Origin of the sequence: Streptomyces sudanensis, assembly GCF_023614315.1 — a bacterium.
In the GTDB taxonomy this organism is placed as follows: domain Bacteria; phylum Actinomycetota; class Actinomycetes; order Streptomycetales; family Streptomycetaceae; genus Streptomyces; species Streptomyces sudanensis.
In genome coordinates this window covers 2,994,268-3,015,135 of the sequence record NZ_CP095474.1, presented here as the reverse complement: position 1 = coordinate 3,015,135, position 20,868 = coordinate 2,994,268, and the positions used below count along the sequence as shown (strand labels likewise).

17 protein-coding genes and 1 tRNA gene are annotated in these 20,868 nt (G+C 70.1%); 10 read left to right on the top strand and 8 right to left on the bottom strand.

Annotated elements, in window-relative coordinates; all coding sequences use genetic code 11:
• Positions 1-55: 55 nt before the first annotated feature.
• The 8 genes from MW084_RS14005 to rpmH all read right to left on the bottom strand — a co-directional run bounded on the left by MW084_RS14005 (position 56) and on the right by rpmH (position 5,805).
• Positions 56-1,141, bottom strand: coding sequence for a ParB/RepB/Spo0J family partition protein (locus tag MW084_RS14005; protein WP_010467804.1), 1,086 nt, complete (start codon positions 1,139-1,141; stop codon positions 56-58).
• Positions 1,138-2,199: a ParA family protein gene (locus MW084_RS14000; RefSeq protein WP_078571285.1), complete on the bottom strand. Its 1,062-nt coding sequence runs from the start codon at positions 2,197-2,199 to the stop codon at positions 1,138-1,140. The genes MW084_RS14005 and MW084_RS14000 overlap by 4 nt, the downstream gene beginning before the upstream one ends.
• A gap of 228 nt (positions 2,200-2,427) precedes the next feature.
• Positions 2,428-3,138, bottom strand: coding sequence for a 16S rRNA (guanine(527)-N(7))-methyltransferase RsmG (gene rsmG / locus MW084_RS13995; RefSeq protein WP_029553213.1), 711 nt, complete (start codon positions 3,136-3,138; stop codon positions 2,428-2,430).
• A gap of 81 nt (positions 3,139-3,219) precedes the next feature.
• On the bottom strand, positions 3,220-3,726 hold the full coding sequence (locus MW084_RS13990; protein WP_010467797.1) for a Jag family protein: 507 nt from the start codon (positions 3,724-3,726) through the stop codon (positions 3,220-3,222).
• Positions 3,727-3,740: 14 nt separating this feature from the next.
• Positions 3,741-4,955 carry a membrane protein insertase YidC gene (gene yidC, locus MW084_RS13985; protein WP_010467795.1) on the bottom strand — a complete coding sequence of 405 codons (1,215 nt, stop codon included), beginning with the start codon at positions 4,953-4,955 and terminating at the stop codon, positions 3,741-3,743.
• 3 nt (positions 4,956-4,958) lie between these two features.
• Positions 4,959-5,285: a membrane protein insertion efficiency factor YidD gene (gene yidD, locus MW084_RS13980; protein ID WP_010467793.1), complete on the bottom strand. Its 327-nt coding sequence runs from the start codon at positions 5,283-5,285 to the stop codon at positions 4,959-4,961.
• Entirely contained in the window at positions 5,282-5,653 is a 372-nt protein-coding gene (gene rnpA, locus MW084_RS13975) for a ribonuclease P protein component (RefSeq protein WP_010467789.1), read from the bottom strand. Before rnpA ends, yidD begins: the two co-directional genes overlap by 4 nt.
• Before the next feature lie 14 nt (positions 5,654-5,667).
• Positions 5,668-5,805, bottom strand: a complete 138-nt coding sequence (rpmH, locus tag MW084_RS13970; RefSeq protein WP_008746848.1) for a 50S ribosomal protein L34 — start codon at positions 5,803-5,805, stop codon at positions 5,668-5,670.
• Between the two features lie 362 nt (positions 5,806-6,167).
• On the opposite strand from rpmH, the gene dnaA reads away from it, so the two are divergent.
• The 10 genes from dnaA (at position 6,168) to MW084_RS13920 (ending at position 19,034) form a co-directional block, all read left to right on the top strand.
• Positions 6,168-7,991 carry a chromosomal replication initiator protein DnaA gene (dnaA, locus tag MW084_RS13965; protein ID WP_078571282.1) on the top strand — a complete coding sequence of 608 codons (1,824 nt, stop codon included), beginning with the start codon at positions 6,168-6,170 and terminating at the stop codon, positions 7,989-7,991.
• Positions 7,992-8,920: 929 nt separating this feature from the next.
• The gene (dnaN, locus tag MW084_RS13960) at positions 8,921-10,051 is read left to right on the top strand and encodes a DNA polymerase III subunit beta (RefSeq protein ID WP_010467784.1); all 1,131 of its coding nucleotides are present in this window, start codon (positions 8,921-8,923) and stop codon (positions 10,049-10,051) included.
• A gap of 91 nt (positions 10,052-10,142) precedes the next feature.
• The gene (gene gnd / locus MW084_RS13955) at positions 10,143-11,018 is read left to right on the top strand and encodes a phosphogluconate dehydrogenase (NAD(+)-dependent, decarboxylating) (protein ID WP_010467782.1); all 876 of its coding nucleotides are present in this window, start codon (positions 10,143-10,145) and stop codon (positions 11,016-11,018) included.
• 31 nt (positions 11,019-11,049) lie between these two features.
• Positions 11,050-12,180 (top strand): DNA replication/repair protein RecF, encoded by a 1,131-nt coding sequence (gene recF, locus MW084_RS13950; protein WP_010467779.1) that lies wholly within the window; start codon positions 11,050-11,052, stop codon positions 12,178-12,180.
• A complete protein-coding gene (locus MW084_RS13945) occupies positions 12,177-12,731 on the top strand; it encodes a DciA family protein (RefSeq protein WP_010467777.1) in 555 nt (184 codons plus the stop codon). Before recF ends, MW084_RS13945 begins: the two co-directional genes overlap by 4 nt.
• Before the next feature lie 363 nt (positions 12,732-13,094).
• On the top strand, positions 13,095-15,227 hold the full coding sequence (gyrB, locus tag MW084_RS13940; RefSeq protein ID WP_078571279.1) for a DNA topoisomerase (ATP-hydrolyzing) subunit B: 2,133 nt from the start codon (positions 13,095-13,097) through the stop codon (positions 15,225-15,227).
• A 41-nt stretch (positions 15,228-15,268) separates the two neighbouring features.
• Positions 15,269-17,929, top strand: coding sequence for a DNA gyrase subunit A (gyrA, locus tag MW084_RS13935; RefSeq protein ID WP_010467773.1), 2,661 nt, complete (start codon positions 15,269-15,271; stop codon positions 17,927-17,929).
• A gap of 96 nt (positions 17,930-18,025) precedes the next feature.
• Positions 18,026-18,589, top strand: a complete 564-nt coding sequence (locus MW084_RS13930; protein ID WP_010467771.1) for a DUF3566 domain-containing protein — start codon at positions 18,026-18,028, stop codon at positions 18,587-18,589.
• Positions 18,590-18,647: 58 nt separating this feature from the next.
• Positions 18,648-18,721 (top strand) — tRNA-Ile (locus MW084_RS13925).
• A 184-nt stretch (positions 18,722-18,905) separates the two neighbouring features.
• Complete coding sequence (locus MW084_RS13920; RefSeq protein ID WP_010467770.1) at positions 18,906-19,034, top strand: DLW-39 family protein; 129 nt, start codon at positions 18,906-18,908, stop codon at positions 19,032-19,034.
• Positions 19,035-20,868 lie beyond the last annotated feature (1,834 nt).

Sequence of the window (20,868 nt, the reverse complement as noted above, 5' to 3'; positions counted from 1 at the left end):
ATCTCTCTCCCGTGAACTACGGAGAAAGGTCCGCCCTCGGCATTCATCCCTGGTGTCAGGCAGTGCTGCCCGTGTCCGGCTCCTCAGAAGAGCTCTGATCGAGGACCCGGCCCTCGCCAGGGGCGAGGGTTCCGAGAATCCGGTTCAGATCCTCCATTGAGGCGAATTCGACGACGATCTTGCCCTTCTTCTGGCCGAGGTCGACCTTCACCCGTGTGTCGAAGCGGTCCGAAAGCCGCGTGGCGAGTTCACTCAGTGCCGGGGAGACCCGGGTACCGGCACGCGGTCCCTTTCCTCTGGTGGCCTTGCGGGGTTCGGAGGCCATCAGTTGGACGATCTCCTCGACCGTACGAACGGAGAGCCCTTCCCGTACGATGCGGGTCGCCAACTCCTCCTGCACCTTCGGATCCTCCACCGGGAGGAGCGCCCGCGCGTGGCCGGCCGACAGCACTCCTGCGGCGACCCGGTCCTGGACCGGAAGGGGGAGCCGGAGCAGGCGCAGCATGTTGGACACCTGGGGGCGGGACCGTCCGATACGGTCAGCCAGCTGGTCGTGGGTGCAGTTGAAGTCCTTCAGCAACTGGTCGTAGGCGGCGGCCTCCTCCAGAGGGTTGAGCTGCGCCCTGTGCAGGTTCTCGAGGAGGGCGTCCAGCAGGAGCTTCTCGTCCTCGGTCTCACGGACGATCGCCGGGATACGCTCCAGGCCCGCTTCACGACAAGCGCGCAACCGGCGCTCACCCATGATCAGCTCATAGCGCTCCGGAGCGATCTGGCGAACGACAACCGGTTGGAGCAGACCCACCTTCTGGATGGAGGTGACGAGTTCGGCGAGGGCCTCCTCGTCGAAGACCTGCCGGGGCTGGCGCGGATTGGGTGTGATGGCGTCCAGGGGAAGCTCGGCGAAGTGGGCTACCGCAGGCGCTCCGGCGGAATCACCATCGGACTGCTCCGGGACGGCGACACCGTCGTCGGCCATCGGTTCGGCCAAGGTGGCCACCTCGGCGGCGATGCCCCGCTGGCCCAGGACGGGAATGGCTGTGGGAGAGGTGGACGCCGTACCGATGGATGCGTTCCGCTCCTGCGGGGCCGCGGGAATCAGTGCGCTGAGCCCGCGCCCCAGTCCCCTACGTCGCTCATTCACTGGATCCCCTCCGACATGCTGTGCTGGTGCTGGTGCTGGCCCGTGTGGGCGTGCTGAGCGTCGTAGTACATCCCCACCCCCCGGAAGGCGATCTCGCGGGCGGCTTCCAGGTAGGAGAGCGCGCCGCTGGAGCCCGGATCGTAGGTCAGTACCGTCTGCCCGTAACTCGGAGCTTCCGAGATCCGAACGGATCGAGGGATGCTGGTGCGCAGCACATCATCACCGAAGTGGCTGCGCACCTCCTCCGCGACCTGGGAGGCGAGCCTGGTCCGGCCGTCGTACATGGTGAGCAGGATCGTCGACACGTGAAGGTTCGGGTTGAGGTGGGCCCGCACCAGGTCAACGTTACGCAGAAGCTGCCCCAGCCCCTCCAGCGCGTAGTACTCGCACTGAATGGGGATCAACACCTCCGCGCCGGCCACCATGGCGTTGACCGTGAGAAGCCCGAGCGACGGCGGGCAGTCGATGAGGATGTAGTCCAGCGGCTGCTCATACGTCTGGATCGCCCGCTGGAGCCGGCTTTCCCGTGCCACCAGCGACACCAGCTCGATCTCCGCACCGGCGAGATCGATGGTGGCCGGAGCACAGAAAAGGCCCTCGACATCCTGGACCGGCTGCACCACATCGGAGAGCGGCTTGCCGTCCACAAGGACGTCATAGATCGAGGGGACCTCCGCGTGGTGGTCGATCCCCAGCGCCGTGGACGCGTTGCCCTGGGGATCGAGATCGATCACGAGGACGCGTGCGCCGTGCAACGCGAGAGACGCGGCGAGATTGACCGTCGTGGTGGTCTTCCCCACGCCGCCCTTCTGATTGGCGACGACCATGATGCGGGTCCGCTCCGGCCTGGGGAGACCCTTGCGCGCCACGGTCAGCGGAGCCGCCGAGCCCATGGAGACGTCGTCCGACGAGGGAGGTGTTTCACGTGAAACACCGTCCCGAAGCGATTCTGTACGGGGACCGGGGACCGGGTCGGTCATCGGCCCCCCGGTGTTGGCGTCGGACCGCAAGGATTCACTCTCCTCGGCTTCGGACTCGCGATGGACAGAGCCTGCCATGGCTCCCGGGTCGTGAACCAGGGAGGACCGGCGTTCTGTGGAGGACCCCACTTGTGTGGACAACTCTGTCACCCCTTTGAGGGGCCGGCGTCGCGGCGTAGCCGCGCCGCCCCGACTGAAGATTCCCTGCAGCAGCGAGCGACGTTTCACGTGAAACACGATGCACGCGCTGTGCAGCCAGAGCGGCACGACACTCTGAAAAAGGTCTTATGGGGATTAAAGCGCCACTCAACGATGGCGTCGCGAAGCCCTCGCGGCTTTTGCCCGCTTGGTGGCGAAACGAACACCACCGGGACTTTCCCCGACCTCGACACGGACCACGGTGGACATCGGGTCGACGAGCCCCTCCCCGACATGCAGCACGGAGGTGCGAATGACTCCCAGCTTACTGAGGGCGGCCCGGGAGTTCTGGACCTCCTCCTCGGCCGTGTCGCCCTTCAGGGCGAGCATCTCCCCGTAGGGACGCAGCAGAGGCACGCCCCAGCCCGCCAGTCGGTCCAGCGGCGCGACGGCACGGGCCGTGACCACATGGACCGGAGGAAGCTTGCCCAGTACCTCCTCGGCACGAGCGCGCACGACGGTCACATGATCCAGCCCCAGCAGTTCCACGACCTCCTGAAGGAAGTTCGTCCGCCGGAGCAGGGGCTCCAGAAGTGTGATCTTGAGATCAGGGCGTACCAGAGCGAGCGGGATGCCGGGCAGTCCGGCCCCGGAGCCCACGTCGCAGACAGTCACGCCCTCGGGTACCACCTCGGAGAGCACCGCGCAGTTCAGTAGGTGCCTCTCCCAGAGCCGTGGCACCTCGCGGGGACCGATGAGACCGCGCTTCACTCCCGCCTCCGCGAGCAGCTCCGCGTATCGGACCGCTTCCGGGAAGAACTCACCGAAGACCGTGTGCGCTTCCTGGGGCGCAGGGGGAAGTTCCTCTGCCTCGGACACGAAACCGTCCTTCCGTACCGCACTGACTGATCGGGTTGACAGAGATCGGCCCCGTCTGTGAACAGACGGGGCCGACAGGGGTCAGGCAGGGAGAACGACGACGAAGCGCTGCGGCTCCTCGCCCTCGGACTCGCTTCTCAGGCCCGCTTCGGCGACCGCGTCGTGGACCACCTTGCGCTCGAAGGGGGTCATCGGCCTCAGTTTCACGGGCTCGCCGGTGCTCCTGGCCTCGTCCGCGGCCTTGACGCCCAGCTCGGTCAGCTCGGCGCGCTTCTTGGCGCGGAAACCGGCGATGTCCAGCATGAGCCGGCTGCGGTCACCGGTCTCCCGGTGTACCGCGAGCCGCGTGAGCTCCTGCAGCGCCTCCAGCACCTCACCGTCACGGCCTACGAGCTTCTGCAGGTCGTGGCCCGTGTCGCTGATGATCGAGACCGCGGCGCGATCCCCTTCGACGTCCATGTCGATGTCACCGTCGAGGTCGGCGATGTCGAGCAGGCCCTCGAGGTAGTCAGCCGCGATCTCGCCCTCCTGCTCCAGGCGGGTCAGGGTGTCGCCACCCTGGGAGGCGGACGTGGTGCCTTCCGTCACGGATGGACTCCTTCTTACTTCTTGGACGACGGGTGCTTGGGCCGCTGGCCCTTGCGCTGTCCGGACTTGGCTTGGCGCGCGGCGGCCTTGCCCGGCTGCTCGGGCTTCGCCTCGTCCGCCTTCTTCTCCAGGGAGGGCTTGGCGCTGCCTGCCGCCGGGGCGGCCTGGCGCTTCGCCTTCGTCTGGCGCTTGGGCTGCTGACGACGCGCCGTCGCAGCCTCCGCCTCGGCCTCGGCCGGATCGACCTTCCGCACCGTGCCGTCCGCCTGCGCGGTGAAGCCCGCCTTGGCGAGACTGCCGATGAAGCGGCGTTCGTTGTCGTTGCGGTCCGGTCCCTTGGCGACGATGGCCTGGATGACGCTGCGCTTGCGGCGGCCGCGCACCTCGCCGTGGTGGGCGATGCTCTTGAGGAGCCGCTGGAGGTAGTGCTCCTGGGCCTTGCTGCCGGGCGTCGGGTTCTGGTTGATCACGTACATCTGCTGACCCATGGTCCACACGTTGGTGGTCAGCCAGTAGACGAGGACACCGACGGGGAAGTTGATGCCCATCACGGCGAAGATGATCGGGAAGATGTACATCAGCATCTTCTGCTGCTGCATGTACGGGGTCTTCACCGTCAGGTCGACGTTCTTCTGCATCAGCTGGCGCTGGGTGAAGAACTGCGACGCCGACATCAGCACGATCATGATCGCGGTGACGATCCGGACATCGGTCAGGGAGGCGTTGAGAGCCTGGACCGTCTCGGGGTCGTCCGTGAACATGGCGGCGATCGGCGCGCCGAAGATGTGGGCCTCACGGGCGCTGTCGACCAGCTGCTGGTTGAGGCTGCCGATCGTGTCGCCCGACGCGATCTTGCTGAGTACGTGGTAGAGCGCGAAGAAGAACGGCGACTGCAGGAGGATGGGGAGGCACGAGGAGAGCGGGTTGGTGCCCGTCTCCTTGTACAGCTTCATCATCTCTTCCGACTGGCGCTGTCGGTCGTTCTTGTAGCGCTCCTGGATGGCCTTCATCTTCGGCTGGAGCGCCTGCATGTTCCGCATCGACTTGATCTGCTTCACGAAGAGCGGGATCAGGCAGATGCGGATGACAATCACCAGGGACACGATGGACAGACCCCAGGCCCACCCCGTGTCAGGCCCGAAGATCGCCCCGTACAGCTTGTGGAACTGGACGATGATCCACGAGACAGGTCCGGTGATGAAGCTGAACAGATTTCCAATCGTGTCCACTAATCAGGCTCCTTGAGCATTGGGCGAGGTCTCTGCGGCCGGGCTCGTCCCGTCGGAGTGCCCGCCCCTGTCACCGCGCAGCCGTGCGCGCAGCAGTTCGTGCCAGCGGGGGCGCCGGCGCGGCGGCACGTGGTCCACTCCGCCGGGCGACCAGGGGTTGCAGCGCAGGATGCGCCAAGCGGTGAGGGCCGTGCCCTTGACGGCGCCGTGCCGGTCGATCGCGGTGTATCCGTAGCGGGAACACGACGGGTAGTACCTGCAGACGGGGCCCAGCAGGGGGCTGATCGTCCACTGGTAGAGCTTGATCAGGGCCAGCAGCGGGTACTTCATCGCATGCCCCCTCCCAGGAGCCGCAGCAGGGCGGCGTCCAGGTCTCGGGCCAGCTGTGCGTAGTCGGCGTCACCCGCGCCGGGCAGCGCCCGTACCACCACCAGGCTACCGGGGGGCAGCAGGGCGAGGCGCTCCCGCATCAGATGGCGCAGTCTGCGTTTCACCTGGTTGCGGAGGACCGCCCCACCGACCGCCTTGCTGACGACGAAACCCGCACGCGTCGGGGAAACGCTCTTCCCAGGCGCGTGCGGGTCCGTTGCACCGCTGCGTAGATGGACGACGAGGCTCGGGCGGCCTGCCCGGCGTCCCCGCCGCACAGCGATCGCGAAGTCCTCGCGCCGCCTCAGCCGATTCTCGGAAGGCAGCACGTCATGGGTCGCGATCAGGCGGACAGGCGGGCGCGACCCTTGGTGCGGCGGGACGCCAGAATCGCGCGACCGGCACGCGTGCGCATCCGCAGGCGGAAGCCGTGGGTCTTGGCGCGACGACGGTTGTTCGGCTGGAAGGTGCGCTTGCTCACTCGGGGGCTCCAGAGATGATTCGTGGGGTGGCGGGGTATCGCTTGGCTGTCACCGTGCGCCCACGAGTAGCTCGCAATACGCCCGAGTGCACCGCTACAGGATCACAGTGATGTGATCTTTGCCCATCGGAGGCAGGCGGCAGCAGCCATCGACAACTCGACCTGGTTACGGTACGCGCGGCTACGCCATCCGGTCAAACCGGCGGCGCGGCGGGCCACACTATGCACAGGCTGTGGACAACAACTTGAACCACGTGAGCTGCCGCGACTACCGTGGCCGGACTCGGATTCCTTTCCTGCCTGTCCTTCCCGTCCCGTCCCGAGAAACACGCATTCGCGGGACCTGTGAGAGAGCGTGCCCCGTGGCTGATGTACCTGCCGATCTTGCCGCAGTGTGGCCACGAGTGCTGGAGCAGCTCCTCGGCGAGGGGCAGCAGGGCATCGAGCCGAAGGACAAGCAGTGGATCGAGCGCTGCCAGCCCCTCGCGCTGGTGGCCGACACCGCCCTCCTCGCCGTCCCCAACGAATGGGGGAAGCGCGTCCTGGAGGGGCGCCTGGCGCCGCTGATCAGCGACACGCTCAGCCGCGAGTGCGGCCGGCCGATCCGGATCGCGATCACCGTCGACGACTCCGCGGGCGACCAGTCCCCGCCGGCCGCCCCGGACCGCCACCAGCCCGAGCGTCCCCGCTACGGGGAGGAGGACCGGGGGTACGACGAGCGCGGCCAGGGGGATCCGTACGACGCGTACGGGAGGCCGACGGACGACGGGCTGCCGTCCGTACGGCCCGCCTACCCCGACTACCAGCAGCAGCGCCCGGAACCCGGGGCGTGGCCGCGCGCCCAGGAGGACCTGCCCTGGCCGCCGCGCCCGGGCGGTTTCCAGGAACGTGATCCGTACGCGACGGCCCGCCCGCAGCAACCGCACCGTGACTACGGCGTCCCGCAGGACCCCGAGCACGGCGGATACGACCCCCCGCGCCCCGAGCGGCGGGAAGCGCCCGACACGCAGGACCGGAGCCGCCCCGGGGGCCGCGGCGTACCGCTCCCCGGACCGGCGAACGGTCACGGGCCCGTGACGGGTCCCGGCCCCCTGGGCGGCGCGGGCGGCCTCGGCCGGGGCGGTTCCGGCGGCGCGGGCGGGCCGGGGGAGCAGCACGCCCGGCTGAACCCGAAGTACCTGTTCGACACGTTCGTCATCGGTTCGTCCAACCGCTTCGCCCACGCGGCGGCGGTCGCGGTCGCCGAGGCGCCGGCCAAGGCGTACAACCCCCTCTTCGTCTACGGGGAGTCGGGACTCGGCAAGACCCACCTGCTGCACGCGATCGGGCACTACGCGCGCAACCTCTACCCGGGGACGCGGGTGCGGTACGTGAGCTCGGAGGAGTTCACCAACGAGTTCATCAACTCCATCCGCGACGGCAAGGGAGACACCTTCCGCAAGCGCTACCGCGACGTGGACATCCTGCTCGTGGACGACATCCAGTTCCTGGCGAGCAAGGAGTCCACGCAGGAGGAGTTCTTCCACACCTTCAACACGCTCCACAACGCCAACAAGCAGATCGTGCTCTCCTCCGACCGGCCGCCCAAGCAGCTGATGACGCTGGAGGACCGGCTGCGCAACCGCTTCGAGTGGGGTCTCACCACGGACGTCCAGCCGCCGGAGCTGGAGACGCGCATCGCGATCCTCCGGAAGAAGGCCGTGCAGGAGCAGCTCAACGCCCCGCCGGAGGTGCTGGAGTTCATCGCGTCGCGGATCTCGCGGAACATCCGCGAGCTGGAGGGCGCGCTGATCAGGGTGACGGCGTTCGCGAGCCTCAACCGCCAGCCGGTGGACCTGGTGCTCACCGAGAGCGTGCTGAAGGACCTGATCCCGGGCGGCGAGGACAGCGCGCCGGAGATCACCGCGGGCGCGATCATGGCGGCGACGGCGGACTACTTCGGCCTGACGGTCGAGGACCTGTGCGGCTCCTCGCGCAGCAGGGTCCTCGTGACCGCCCGGCAGATCGCGATGTACCTCTGCCGGGAGCTGACCGACCTGTCGCTGCCGAAGATCGGCGCGCAGTTCGGCGGGCGGGACCATACGACGGTCATGCACGCGGACCGGAAGATCCGCGCGCTGATGGCGGAGCGCCGCTCCATCTACAACCAGGTGACCGAGCTGACGAACCGCATCAAGAACGGCTGACGGCGCGGTACGGCGCACGGAGGGCGTCCCGGGACGGGTTCCGGGACGCCCTCCGTCGTTCCCGGCGCCCTGCGATCCGTCTCCCATCGGACCCGCCCGGGAGGGAGCGGCGGGGGACGGCGGGCTCGGTCGGCGTGTACGGGTGGGACGGGATTGTTCGAATAGCTGTGGCGGTCACATCGTTTTCCACAGGTTTCGCGGTTCTGACTCGTCCACAGGGTGGGGACTGGGAAGTTATCCGAAACCTGTCCACAGCCTGGGAGCAGACGAGGTGATCGTTCCAGCTCACAGCCTTGTGGATTTGTGGTCAGGCATCATCCACAGGCTGTGGATGATGCCTGTGCCCACAGGCGTCGGTCGCCGCTGTCCACCGGCGACCCACAGGTGCAGCCTCGCGGTCCACAGCTTCTCCACACCGCGGTCCACTGTTCGGCAACGAAACACCCCCGGTCACCACGACGAGTGAAAGCGGTCACACCAGCGAGCCGGGTTGGGCTGTGGGGAACGTGGGTAAAACTGGGGACCGCGCTGGGGAGAACTCGGCGTCCCCTGTGCATCGGCTGTGCAGAACTTTGCTGCATCCACAACAAGCCTTAGTTGTCCACGGCTGCCGCCCACAGGGCCGGTGGACAAAATTTCAGCTGTGACCTGCGTGAACAGGGTTATCCACGGTTTCCACAGGCCCTACTACTACTCCCACACAGAGTTAGCGGGGATTTCGGTTGGAAGCGGGGCCTGTGCACAACTCGGCTCCGGCGCTCCGGCTGCACCCCGACACGATTTGACCCCCGGGCCGCGTCGAGTGTCGGCGGCGTACGTCAGACTGGTCCCCGGCATCCCGGAGCGACCGCTGCGGCGGGGGACGAACCGGATGCCGGACGAGGAAGGCCAGCACAGGGCGAGCCAGCAACAGCAGGAGGCGGCTTACGGTGAAGATCCGGGTGGAGCGCGATGTACTCGCGGAGGCGGTGGCCTGGGTGGCCCGCAGCCTCCCGGCCCGGCCGCCCGCGCCCGTGCTCGCGGGCCTTCTGCTGAAGGCCGAGGACGGTGCGCTGAGCTTCTCCAGCTTCGACTACGAGGTCTCCGCGCGGGTCTCGGTCGATGCCGAGATCGAGGAGGACGGCACGGTCCTGGTGTCCGGGCGGCTGCTCGCCGACATCTGCCGCGCCCTCCCCAACCGGCCGGTGGAGATCTCCACGGACGGTGTGCGGGCGACGGTGGTCTGCGGCTCGTCCCGCTTCACCCTCCACACACTGCCTGTGGACGAGTACCCGGCGCTGCCGCAGATGCCGACCGCCACCGGCACGGTGCCCGGCGAGGTCTTCGCCTCCGCCGCCGCCCAGGTGGCCATCGCCGCGGGCCGTGACGACACGCTGCCCGTCCTGACGGGCGTGCGCATCGAGATCGAGGGCGACAGGGTCACGCTGGCCTCCACCGACCGCTACCGCTTCGCGGTGCGCGAGTTCCTGTGGAAGCCGGAGTCCCCGGACGCCTCGGCGGTCGCCCTGGTGCCCGCCAAGACGCTGCTGGACACGGCCAAGGCGCTGACCAGCGGGGACACCGTGACGCTGGCGCTGGCCGGCTCCGGTGCCGGCGAGGGTCTGATCGGCTTCGAGGGGGCCGGGCGCCGCACCACCACCCGACTGCTCGAAGGCGACCTGCCGAAGTACCGGACGCTGTTCCCCACCGAGTTCAACTCGATCGCGACGATCGAGACGGCCCCCTTCGTGGAGGCGGTGAAGCGCGTGGCGCTGGTCGCCGAGCGGAACACGCCGGTGCGGCTCAGCTTCGAGCAGGGCGTGCTCATCCTCGAGGCCGGCTCCAGCGACGACGCACAGGCTGTGGAGCGCGTCGACGCGCAGCTGGAGGGCGATGACATCTCGATCGCCTTCAACCCGACGTTCCTGCTCGACGGCCTCAGCGCCATCGACGCGCCGGTCGCCCAGCTGTCCTTCACCACGTCCACCAAGCCCGCCCTGCTGAGCGGCAAGCCGGCCGTGGACGCGGAGGCGGACGAGGCGTACAAGTACCTCATCATGCCGGTCCGGCTCAGCGGCTGACCGAGCGGCCGACCCCCCAGGTGTGCGCCCGCGTCCGGGCGTAGTCTCGGACGCGGGTACGAACTCGCACACAACGCGTAAGGAAGATCTGATGGAGCTCGGTCTCATCGGCCTCGGCAAGATGGGCGGCAACATGCGCGAGCGCATCCGCCGCGCGGGCCACACCGTCGTCGGGTACGACCGCAACGCAGACCTCGCCGACGTCCACAGCCTCGAGGAACTTGTGGACAGGCTGAAGGGCCCGCGTGTCGTGTGGGTCATGGTCCCGGCCGGCGAGGCCACCCAGACCACCATCGACCGGCTGGCCGAGCTGCTCTCCCCCGGGGACGTCGTCGTCGACGGCGGCAACTCCCGCTGGACGGACGACGAGAGGCACGCCGGGGAACTGGCGGCCAAGGGCATCGGCTTCGTCGACTGCGGCGTCTCCGGCGGCGTGTGGGGTCTGGAGAACGGCTACGCGCTCATGTACGGCGGCGACGCCGAGCACGTCGCGAAGGTCCAGCCGATCTTCGACGCGCTGAAGCCGGAGGGCGAGTTCGGTTCCGTCCACGCGGGCAGGGTCGGTGCCGGCCACTTCGCGAAGATGGTCCACAACGGCATCGAGTACGCGATGATGCAGGCCTTCGCCGAGGGCTGGGAGCTGCTGGAGGCCGTGGACTCCGTCACGGACGTCCGCGAGGTCTTCCGCTCCTGGCAGGAGGGCACGGTCATCCGCTCCTGGCTGCTGGACCTGGCCGTCCGCGCCCTCGACGACGACGAGCACCTGGAGAAGCTGAGGGGCTACGCCGCGGACTCCGGCGAGGGCCGCTGGACGGTCGAGGCCGCCATCGACAACGCGGTGCCGCTGCCCGCGATCACCGCCTCGCTGTTCGCCCGGTTCGCGTCGCGCCAGGACGACTCGCCGCAGATGAAGATGATCGCCGCCCTGCGCAACCAGTTCGGCGGGCACGCGGTCGAGAGCAAGTAACACGCACAGCCGGGAGAGGTCGGCGCACACCATGCACGTCACGCATCTGTCGCTGGCCGACTTCCGTTCGTACGCCCGGGCCGAGCTCCCGCTCGACCCGGGCGTCAGCGTCTTCGCGGGGGCCAACGGGCAGGGCAAGACGAACCTGGTCGAGGCGGTCGGCTACCTGGCGAACCTCGGCAGCCACCGGGTGTCCTCCGACGCGCCCCTCGTCCGGATCGGCGCCGAGCGGGCCGTGATCCGGGCGGCCGTCCGGCAGGGCGAGCGGCAGCAGCTCGTCGAGCTGGAGATCAACCCGGGAAAGGCCAACCGCGCCCGGATCAACAGGTCCTCGCAGGTCAGACCACGCGACGTGCTGGGGATCATACGTACCGTGCTGTTCGCGCCCGAGGACCTCGCCCTGGTGAAGGGCGACCCCGGCGAGCGGCGGCGGTTCCTCGACGAGCTGGTCACCGCCCGGTCGCCGCGCATGGCCGGTGTGCGGTCCGACTACGACCGGGTCCTCAGGCAGCGCAACACCCTCCTGAAGACCGCCGCGATGGCCCGGCGGCACGGCGGCCGCTCCATGGACCTGTCCACTCTCGACGTGTGGGACCAGCACTTCGCGCGGGCCGGGGCCGAACTGCTCGCGCAGCGGCTCGACCTCGTCGCCGCGCTCCAGCCGCTCGCCGCCGAGGCGTATGAGCGGCTGGCCCCCGGCGGCGGCCCCGTCGCCCTGGAGTACCGCGGTCCGGCGGTCGGTGACGACCGCGGTCCGGTCGGCCGGGAGGAGCTGTACCAGCGGCTGCTCGCCGCGCTCGCCGGCATGCGTCGGCAGGAGATCGAGCGCGGTGTCACCCTCGTCGGGCCGCACCGGGACGACCTCGGGCTGATGCTGGGCCGGATGCCGGCGAAGGGGTACGCCAGTCACGGCGAGTCCTGGTCGTACGCGCTGGCGCTGCGGCTGGCCTCGTACGACCTGCTGCGCGCGGAGGGCGGCGAACCCGTGCTCGTGCTGGACGACGTCTTCGCCGAGCTGGACACGCGGCGGCGGGAACGGCTGGCGGAGCTGGTCGCGCCCGGCGAGCAGGTGCTGGTGACGGCGGCGGTCGACGACGACGTGCCCGGAGTGCTGGCGGGAGCGCGGTACGCGGTGTCGGAAGGGGCGGTGGAGCGCGTATGAGCGGGCAGTCGCAGCCGTCGGCGGGTGCGGTGCGGGCCCCGGCCCCCGAACCGTCCGGCGTCGATCTCGCGCGTGTGGCGCTGCGGGCCGCCAAGGAGCAGGCGAAGGCGCGGGGCGCCGCCGTGCAGCAGAAGAAGCAGGCGCGGCGCGGCGGGCTGCGTTCCGGGGCGCGCGCCGACGGGCGCGACCCGCTGCCGCTGGGCGCGGCGATCAACCGGTTGATCACCGAGCGCGGCTGGGAGGCGCCCGCCGCGGTCGGCGGGGTGATGGGGCGGTGGCCGCAGATCGTGGGCGAGGACCTGGCGAAGCACTGCGTGCCGCTGCGGTACGACGAGGACCCCGACGAGCGCGTCCTCACCGTCCAGTGCGACTCCACAGCGTGGGCGACGCAGCTGCGGCTGCTCGCCCCCCGGCTGGTGGCCCGGCTCAACGAGGACCTCGGGCACGGGACGGTGCGCCACATCCGCGTGCTCGGGCCCGGCGGCCCGCGCCGCGGCTACGGCCCGCTGCGGGCGCCCGGCAGCACCGGCCCCGGCGACACCTACGGCTGACGACCCCGCCCGGACCGGGCCCGGTGGGAGCGCGCCGGCCGGAGCCGGGGCGGGCCGGGCGGCCGCCGTGGCCCGCGCGCTCGTCCCGGCGCGGCGAGCGGGACCGCGACCTGCCGCGCGAGGAGCACGGCGCGGTGCTCGACGGCGGTGGAAGGAGCGGTTCCGGAGGTGGTCGCGGCGGTTGCGGGTGGTTGACAAGCCGAAGCGCTGAGTGCCTGTGTGAGCCTTCTGGAGCCCCACCCCAGATATGGGGAGTCGTCGGGCGCCGGTTCAGAGCGGCACATGCGGAGCCAGGCACCGGCAAACCCCCATGAGTGTCAGAGCTACCGGTAGACTGGTAGGTAATCCCGCCCACTGCGGAACATGTCGAACGACGCAGCCACTCCGGGGCCTCCCGGAGGGTGGCTCGCGCTGTGCCAGAAAGGGCGCTTCGTGGCCGATTCCGGCAACCCCAACGAGAGCATTACGTCCACTCCTGCCGGCGAGGGCAGCGCGGTCCCGGCGTCGGGCTCCCCCGCGTACGACGCCAGCGCGATCACCGTCCTCGAGGGTCTGGACGCGGTCCGCAAGCGGCCCGGCATGTACATCGGCTCGACCGGTGAGCGTGGACTCCACCACATGGTCCAGGAGGTCGTCGACAACTCCGTCGACGAGGCCTTGGCCGGCCATGCGGACACCATCGACGTCACCATCCTGGAGGACGGCGGCGTCCGCGTCGTCGACAACGGCCGCGGCATCCCGGTGGGCATCGTCCCCTCCGAGGGCAAGCCCGCCGTCGAGGTCGTGCTGACGGTGCTGCACGCGGGCGGCAAGTTCGGCGGCGGCGGCTACGCGGTCTCCGGCGGCCTGCACGGCGTGGGCGTCTCCGTCGTCAACGCGCTGTCGACGCGGGTCTCCGTCGAGGTGAAGACCGACGGTTACCGCTGGACGCAGGACTACAAGCTGGGCGTCCCCACCGCGCCCCTCGCCAAGCACGAGGCCACCGAGGAGACCGGGACGTCGGTCACCTTCTGGGCCGACCCGGAGATCTTCGAGACCACCGACTACTCCTTCGAGACCCTCTCCCGCCGCTTCCAGGAGATGGCGTTCCTCAACAAGGGCCTGACGATCAGGCTCACCGACGAGCGCGAGTCGGCCAGGGCGACGATGAACGCCGACGACGCCGACGCCTCCGCCGAGGCGGTGGAGGAGCAGCCGGCGCGGACGGTGACGTACTACTACGAGGGCGGCATCGTCGACTTCGTCACGTACCTCAACTCCCGCAAGGGCGAGCTGATCCACCCCACGGTCATCGCGGTCGAGGCGGAGGACCGGGAGCGGACGCTCTCGGTCGAGATCGCGATGCAGTGGAACTCGCAGTACACGGAGGGCGTGTACTCGTTCGCGAACACGATCCACACCCACGAGGGCGGCACGCACGAGGAGGGCTTCCGCGCGGCGCTCACCGGCCTCGTCAACCGCTACGCGCGCGACAAGAAGCTGCTGCGGGAGAAGGACGACAACCTCACCGGCGAGGACATCCGCGAGGGCCTGACCGCGATCATCTCGGTCAAGCTGGGCGAGCCGCAGTTCGAGGGCCAGACGAAGACCAAGCTGGGCAACACGGAGGCGAAGACCTTCGTGCAGAAGGTCGTCCACGAGCACCTGTCGGACTGGTTCGACCGGAACCCGAACGAGGCGGCGGACATCGTCCGCAAGGCCATCCAGGCCGCCACCGCCCGCGTCGCCGCCCGCAAGGCGCGCGACCTGACGCGCCGCAAGGGCCTGCTGGAGTCGGCGTCCCTGCCGGGCAAGCTGTCCGACTGCCAGTCGAACGACCCGACCAAGTGCGAGATCTTCATCGTCGAGGGCGACTCCGCCGGCGGCTCCGCCAAGTCCGGCCGCAACCCGATGTACCAGGCCATCCTGCCGATCCGCGGCAAGATCCTGAACGTCGAGAAGGCCCGGATCGACAAGATCCTGCAGAACACCGAGGTCCAGGCGCTGATCTCCGCCTTCGGCACCGGCGTCCACGAGGACTTCGACATCGAGAAGCTCCGTTACCACAAGATCATCCTGATGGCGGACGCCGACGTCGACGGCCAGCACATCAACACGCTGCTGCTGACCTTCCTCTTCCGCTTCATGCGCCCGCTCGTCGAGGCCGGCCACGTCTACCTCTCCCGCCCCCCGCTGTACAAGATCAAGTGGGGCCGGGACGACTTCGAGTACGCCTACTCGGACCGCGAGCGCGACGCGCTGGTGGAGCTCGGCAAGCAGAACGGCAAGCGCATCCGCGAGGACTCCATCCAGCGCTTCAAGGGCCTGGGCGAGATGAACGCCGAGGAGCTGCGCGTCACCACCATGGACCAGGACCACCGGGTGCTCGGCCAGGTCACGCTGGACGACGCGGCCCAGGCCGACGACCTGTTCTCGGTGCTGATGGGCGAGGACGTGGAGGCACGGCGCTCGTTCATCCAGCGCAACGCCAAGGACGTCCGCTTCCTCGACATCTGAGTCGGTCTCAGCTGACCGCACGAAAGGACTGAAGACCAGCAATGGCCGACGAGAACACCCCCGCCGCCGTGACGCCCGAAGAGGAGCCCGCCGTCCCCGGTGTGGGCCTGCGCGTCGAGCCCGTCGGGCTCGAGACCGAGATGCAGCGCTCGTACCTGGACTACGCGATGTCCGTCATCGTGTCGCGCGCGCTGCCCGACGTGCGGGACGGCCTCAAGCCCGTCCACCGGCGCGTCCTGTACGCCATGTACGACGGCGGCTACCGGCCCGAGAAGGGCTTCTACAAGTGCGCCCGCGTCGTCGGCGACGTCATGGGCACGTACCACCCGCACGGCGACACCTCCATCTACGACGCCCTGGTCCGCCTGGCCCAGCCGTGGTCGATGCGCATGCCGCTGGTGGACTCCAACGGCAACTTCGGCTCCCCGGGCAACGACCCGGCCGCCGCCATGCGCTACACCGAGTGCAAGATGGCGCCGCTGTCCATGGAGATGCTCCGGGACATCGACGAGGAGACCGTCGCCTTCCAGGACAACTACGACGGCCGCAACCAGGAGCCGACGGTCCTCCCGTCCCGCTTCCCGAACCTGCTGGTCAACGGCTCCGCCGGCATCGCGGTCGGCATGGCGACCAACATCCCGCCGCACAACCTGCGCGAGGTTGCGGCCGGCGCCCAGTGGGCGCTGGAGCACCCCGAGGCCACCCACGAGGAGCTCCTCGACGCGCTGATCGAGCGCATCAAGGGCCCCGACTTCCCGACCGGCGCCCTCGTCGTCGGCCGCAAGGGCATCGAGGAGGCGTACCGCACGGGCCGCGGCTCCATCACGATGCGCGCGGTCGTCGAGGTCGAGGAGATCCAGAACCGGCAGTGCCTGGTGGTCACGGAGCTCCCGTACCAGGTGAACCCGGACAACCTCGCGCAGAAGATCGCCGACCTGGTGAAGGACGGCAGGATCGGCGGCATCGCGGACGTCCGCGACGAGACCAGCTCCCGCACGGGCCAGCGCCTGGTCATCGTCCTCAAGCGCGACGCGGTCGCCAAGGTCGTCCTCAACAACCTCTACAAGCACACCGACCTCCAGACGAACTTCGGCGCGAACATGCTCGCGCTGGTCGACGGCGTGCCGCGCACCCTGTCGCTGGACGCGTTCATCCGCCACTGGGTGACGCACCAGATCGAGGTCATCGTCCGCCGCACGCGCTTCCGCCTCCGCAAGGCCGAGGAGCGGGCGCACATCCTGCGCGGTCTGCTCAAGGCGCTCGACGCGATCGACGAGGTCATCGCCCTGATCCGGCGCAGCGACACCGTCGAGGTCGCCCGCGGGGGCCTGATGGGGCTGCTGGAGATCGACGAGATCCAGGCCAACGCCATCCTGGAGATGCAGCTGCGCCGCCTGGCGGCCCTGGAGCGCCAGAAGATCGTCGCGGAGCACGACGAGCTCCAGGCGAAGATCGACGACTACAACGCCATCCTCGCCTCCCAGTCCCGCCAGCGGCAGATCGTCAGCGAGGAACTGGCGCAGCTGGTGGAGAGGTTCGGCGACGACCGCCGCACGCAGCTCGTGCCGTTCGACGGCGACATGTCCATGGAGGACCTGATCGCCGAGGAGGACATCGTCGTCACCATCACGCGCGGCGGCTACGTGAAGCGGACGAAGACCGACGACTACCGGTCGCAGCGGCGCGGCGGCAAGGGCGTACGGGGCGCGAAGCTGAAGGAGGACGACATCGTCGACCACTTCTTCGTCTCCACCACGCACCACTGGCTGCTGTTCTTCACCAACAAGGGCCGCGTCTACCGCGCCAAGGCGTACGAGCTGCCCGACGCCGGCCGGGACGCCCGCGGCCAGCACGTCGCCAACCTGCTGGCCTTCCAGCCGGACGAGCGGATCGCCGAGATCCTCGCGATCCGCGACTACGAGGCGGCGCCCTACCTGGTCCTCGCGACCAAGGCGGGCCTGGTGAAGAAGACCCCGCTCAAGGACTACGACTCCCCGCGCTCGGGCGGCGTCATCGCCATCAACCTGCGCGAGCGGGACAACGGCGCCGAAGGCCTCGCCGACGAGCTGATCGGCGCGGAGCTGGTCTCCGCCGAGGACGACCTGCTGCTCATCAGCAGGAAGGCCCAGTCCATCCGCTTCACCGCGACGGACGAGGCACTGCGCCCGATGGGCCGGGCCACGTCCGGCGTGAAGGGCATGAGCTTCCGCGAGGGCGACGAGCTCCTGTCGATGAACGTCGTCCGTCCCGGTACGTTCGTCTTCACGGCCACGGACGGCGGCTACGCCAAGCGGACGCCCGTCGACGAGTACCGCGTCCAGGGCCGTGGCGGACTGGGCATCAAGGCTGCGAAGATCGTGGAGGACCGCGGTTCGCTCGTCGGCGCGCTGGTGGTCGAGGAGGGTGACGAGATCCTCGCCATCACGCTGTCCGGTGGGGTGATCCGCACGCGCGTCAGCGAAGTCAGGGAGACCGGCCGTGACACCATGGGCGTCCAGCTGATCAACCTGAGCAAGCGCGATGCCGTCGTGGGCATCGCACGGAACGCCGAGGCCGGTGCCGAAGCCGAGGAGGTCGAGCAGACCGACGGGGCGCGGGACGCGGGCCCGGAAGCGGAAGGGACCGAGGACGCCGCCGGCACCGGCGCCGCGGTCGAGGCAGCCGGGGACACGGAGTCCCCGGCCGGGGAGCACGAGGAGTAAAGCGTGAGCGGAGCCACGGGCGCCGGTTCGGCCGGCTCGGCCGCTTCAGGAAAGAACGGTGCCCGTGGCCCTGCCACGGACTCCCCGAGGGTCGCGGTGGGCGACCCGCGGGGGTCGAAGGCCCCGCACGAGACGTACGGCGACGGTCCGCTGCCCGGTGAGCGGCCGCCCGCCCAGCAGACGGCCCAGCCGTACCGTCCGCCGCAGGCGTACGCGGCCCAGGACGCCCGCGGAGGCGTTCCCGGGGGCTCGATCGGCCGGCCCCGCACGGGCGCCAGGACGACGCCGCGGACACGCAAGGCACGGCTCCGGGTGGCCAAGGCCGACCCGTGGTCGGTGATGAAGGTCAGCTTCCTGCTCTCCATCGCCCTGGGCATCTGCACGGTCGTCGCGGCGGCCGTGCTGTGGATGGTCATGGACGCGATGGGCGTCTTCTCGACGGTCGGAGCGACGATCAGCGACGCGACCGGCTCCACGGAGAGCAACGGATTCGACCTCCAGGCGTTCCTGTCGCTGCCGCGCGTCCTGCTCTTCACGTCGGTGATCGCGGTGATCGACGTCGTGCTGGCCACGGCGCTGGCCACGCTGGGCGCCTTCGTCTACAACCTGTCGGCCGGTTTCGTCGGCGGCGTGGAGCTGACCCTCGCCGAGGACGAGTAGCGATTTTGGCTGGAGCCGCCCTGTGCGCTAATCTTCAGAGGTCAGCGCGCAGCGCGGAGGGGCTATAGCTCAGTTGGTTAGAGCGCATCCCTGATAAGGATGAGGCCACAGGTTCAAATCCTGTTAGCCCCACAGAATCGAAGGCCCTGGTCGGAAGACCGGGGCCTTCGCCCTTTCCCGGTTGGTGCGGTCGTTCGAACGGGCCCGGAAGCGGTGCCGTTCTGCGGGGCGGAACTAGGTCACCGATTGGTATCGATCGGTGTGTATAGTCGATCGGCATAAGGACTCCTACGTCAACGAAAGACGAGGTCGCGCGGTGAAGAAGCTTCTCCTGGTCGCACTGGCCGCCATCGGCGGGCTCCTCGTGTACCGCCAGATCCAGGCGGATCGCGCCGAGCAGGACCTGTGGACGGAGGCCACCGACTCCGTGCCCGCGGGTTCGTGAGCGCGCCACATGCATGAGGGCCCCGGTCGCCGGAAAGCGACCGGGGCCCTTTCCGTGGCGGCACCGCGTCGGCCCCGCCCCCGAGTTCGTCCGGGCGGCTCCCCGGACCGTCCCGGCGGGAGGCACGATCGTCTTTCGGCCCGCACCCCGCCGGCGCACCGGGCCGTACCCCGCGGAGCCCCGGACCGGCGGGACGGGGAGGCCGGCCGCCGGGCAGGATGGTGCGGGCAGGGAGACGACGAGGAGAAGCGCGTGGACGGGCGAGGACGGAGCTGCGGCACGGCCACCGGGACGGCGGAGGGGACCGGCGCGGGACGCCCTGCGGCGACAGCGCGCGCGAGGAGAACCCGTGGCGGAAGGGCATCGCGGGCCGGCGTGGCGGCCGCGGTGGCCGGGGCGGCGGTCCTCGCCTCCGGGGCGCCGGCTCCGGCGGCCCCGGCGGCCGGTGGGCCGCCCCCGTACGCCTTCGCCGAGGACGCCCTGGCGGTGCGGGGCGCCTCCACCACGAGCGACGCCCCCCGTCTGACCGCCGGCGCGGTCCACCGGGACACCCTCCCCCGGGACGGCAGGCTGATCTACCGCGTCGACCTGGAGGCGACCGCCCACGCGTACGTCTCCGCCGTCGCCGTGCCGCCGCCGGGCGCCCGGACCTCCTTCCAGGACGGACTGGAGATCTCCCTCCAGAACCGGGACGGCTCCGACTGCGGAAGCGGCACCGCGCGCTTCGGTGCGGCCGAGTTCCCCCGGCCGATCGCCGCCTACGCCGACCGCACGCCCGTTCCGGACCGGTCGCTGTGCCGGGAGGCCGGCTCGTACTACGTCGTCGTCGAGCGCGAGGGCGGGGAGTCGTCGTCGGGGGAGCCCTGGGGACTGGAACTGCGGCACGTCCTGGAGCCGGGGCTGAAGAAGGCGGGCCCGACCGCGCCCCCCGGGAACTGGCCCAGCGCCTCGCCCGAACCCCCTGCGGGCGGGCCGCGCGAACGGGCCGGCGGCGCCGGCTTCTCCGACGCGCCCGGCCTCGCCGAGGGCGAGTGGACCGACCGCATCCGCCCCGGTGAGAGCCGCTTCTACCGCATCCCCGTCGACTGGGGCCAGCAGTTGTTCGTCAGCGCCGACCTGGGCAGTTCGACCGGTGGCGGTTTCGTGGGCGGCGCGCTGCCCGTGTCGCTGTACAACCCGGCGCTGGGCCTCGTCGCCGGGGAGGACTCCCTGTCGTACGACGGCAGGCAGAAGTCGGTGGCCTTCGACCCGCTGCCGCCGGTGGCGTACGAGAACCGCTTCGGCTCCGACGGCGAGACCGGCGCCCTCCGCTTCGCGGGCTGGTACTACCTGCGCGTCAGCCTCAACCCGAAGGTGGGGGAGGAGTTCGGGGACAAGCCGTACGGGCTGACCCTGCGCGTCAACGTCGAGGGGAAGGCCGGGACGCCGCCGCCGTACGCCGGTCCGGCCGGGATCTTCTCGGTCACCGAGGACGACCGGCGGGCGGCGGCCGACGGGGAGGCCGGCGCGCGGGCGGGGGACGCCGGCGCGATGGAACTCGTCGCGGCGGCCGGCATCGGCACCGGGACGGTGCTGCTGCTCGGCCTCGGCCTGTGGACCGCGCTGGCCCGGCGCCGCCCGGACGCGGCGGCTTCGGGAGCGGTCCCGGCGGGCGGCCCCGCCCTCCCGCCGGNACGTGCCGCCGGGGTACGGGCCGCCGCGGGNNGCGGGGGNCCGGTAGCTCAGGCCCGGGTGAGCGCCCAGATGCCGACGGCGTAGCAGACCAGGGCCAGGAGGACGACCGGGACCGCCACCGCGCGCGGGGGGCNGTCGNCGGCGCGGGGNGGCGGNNNGA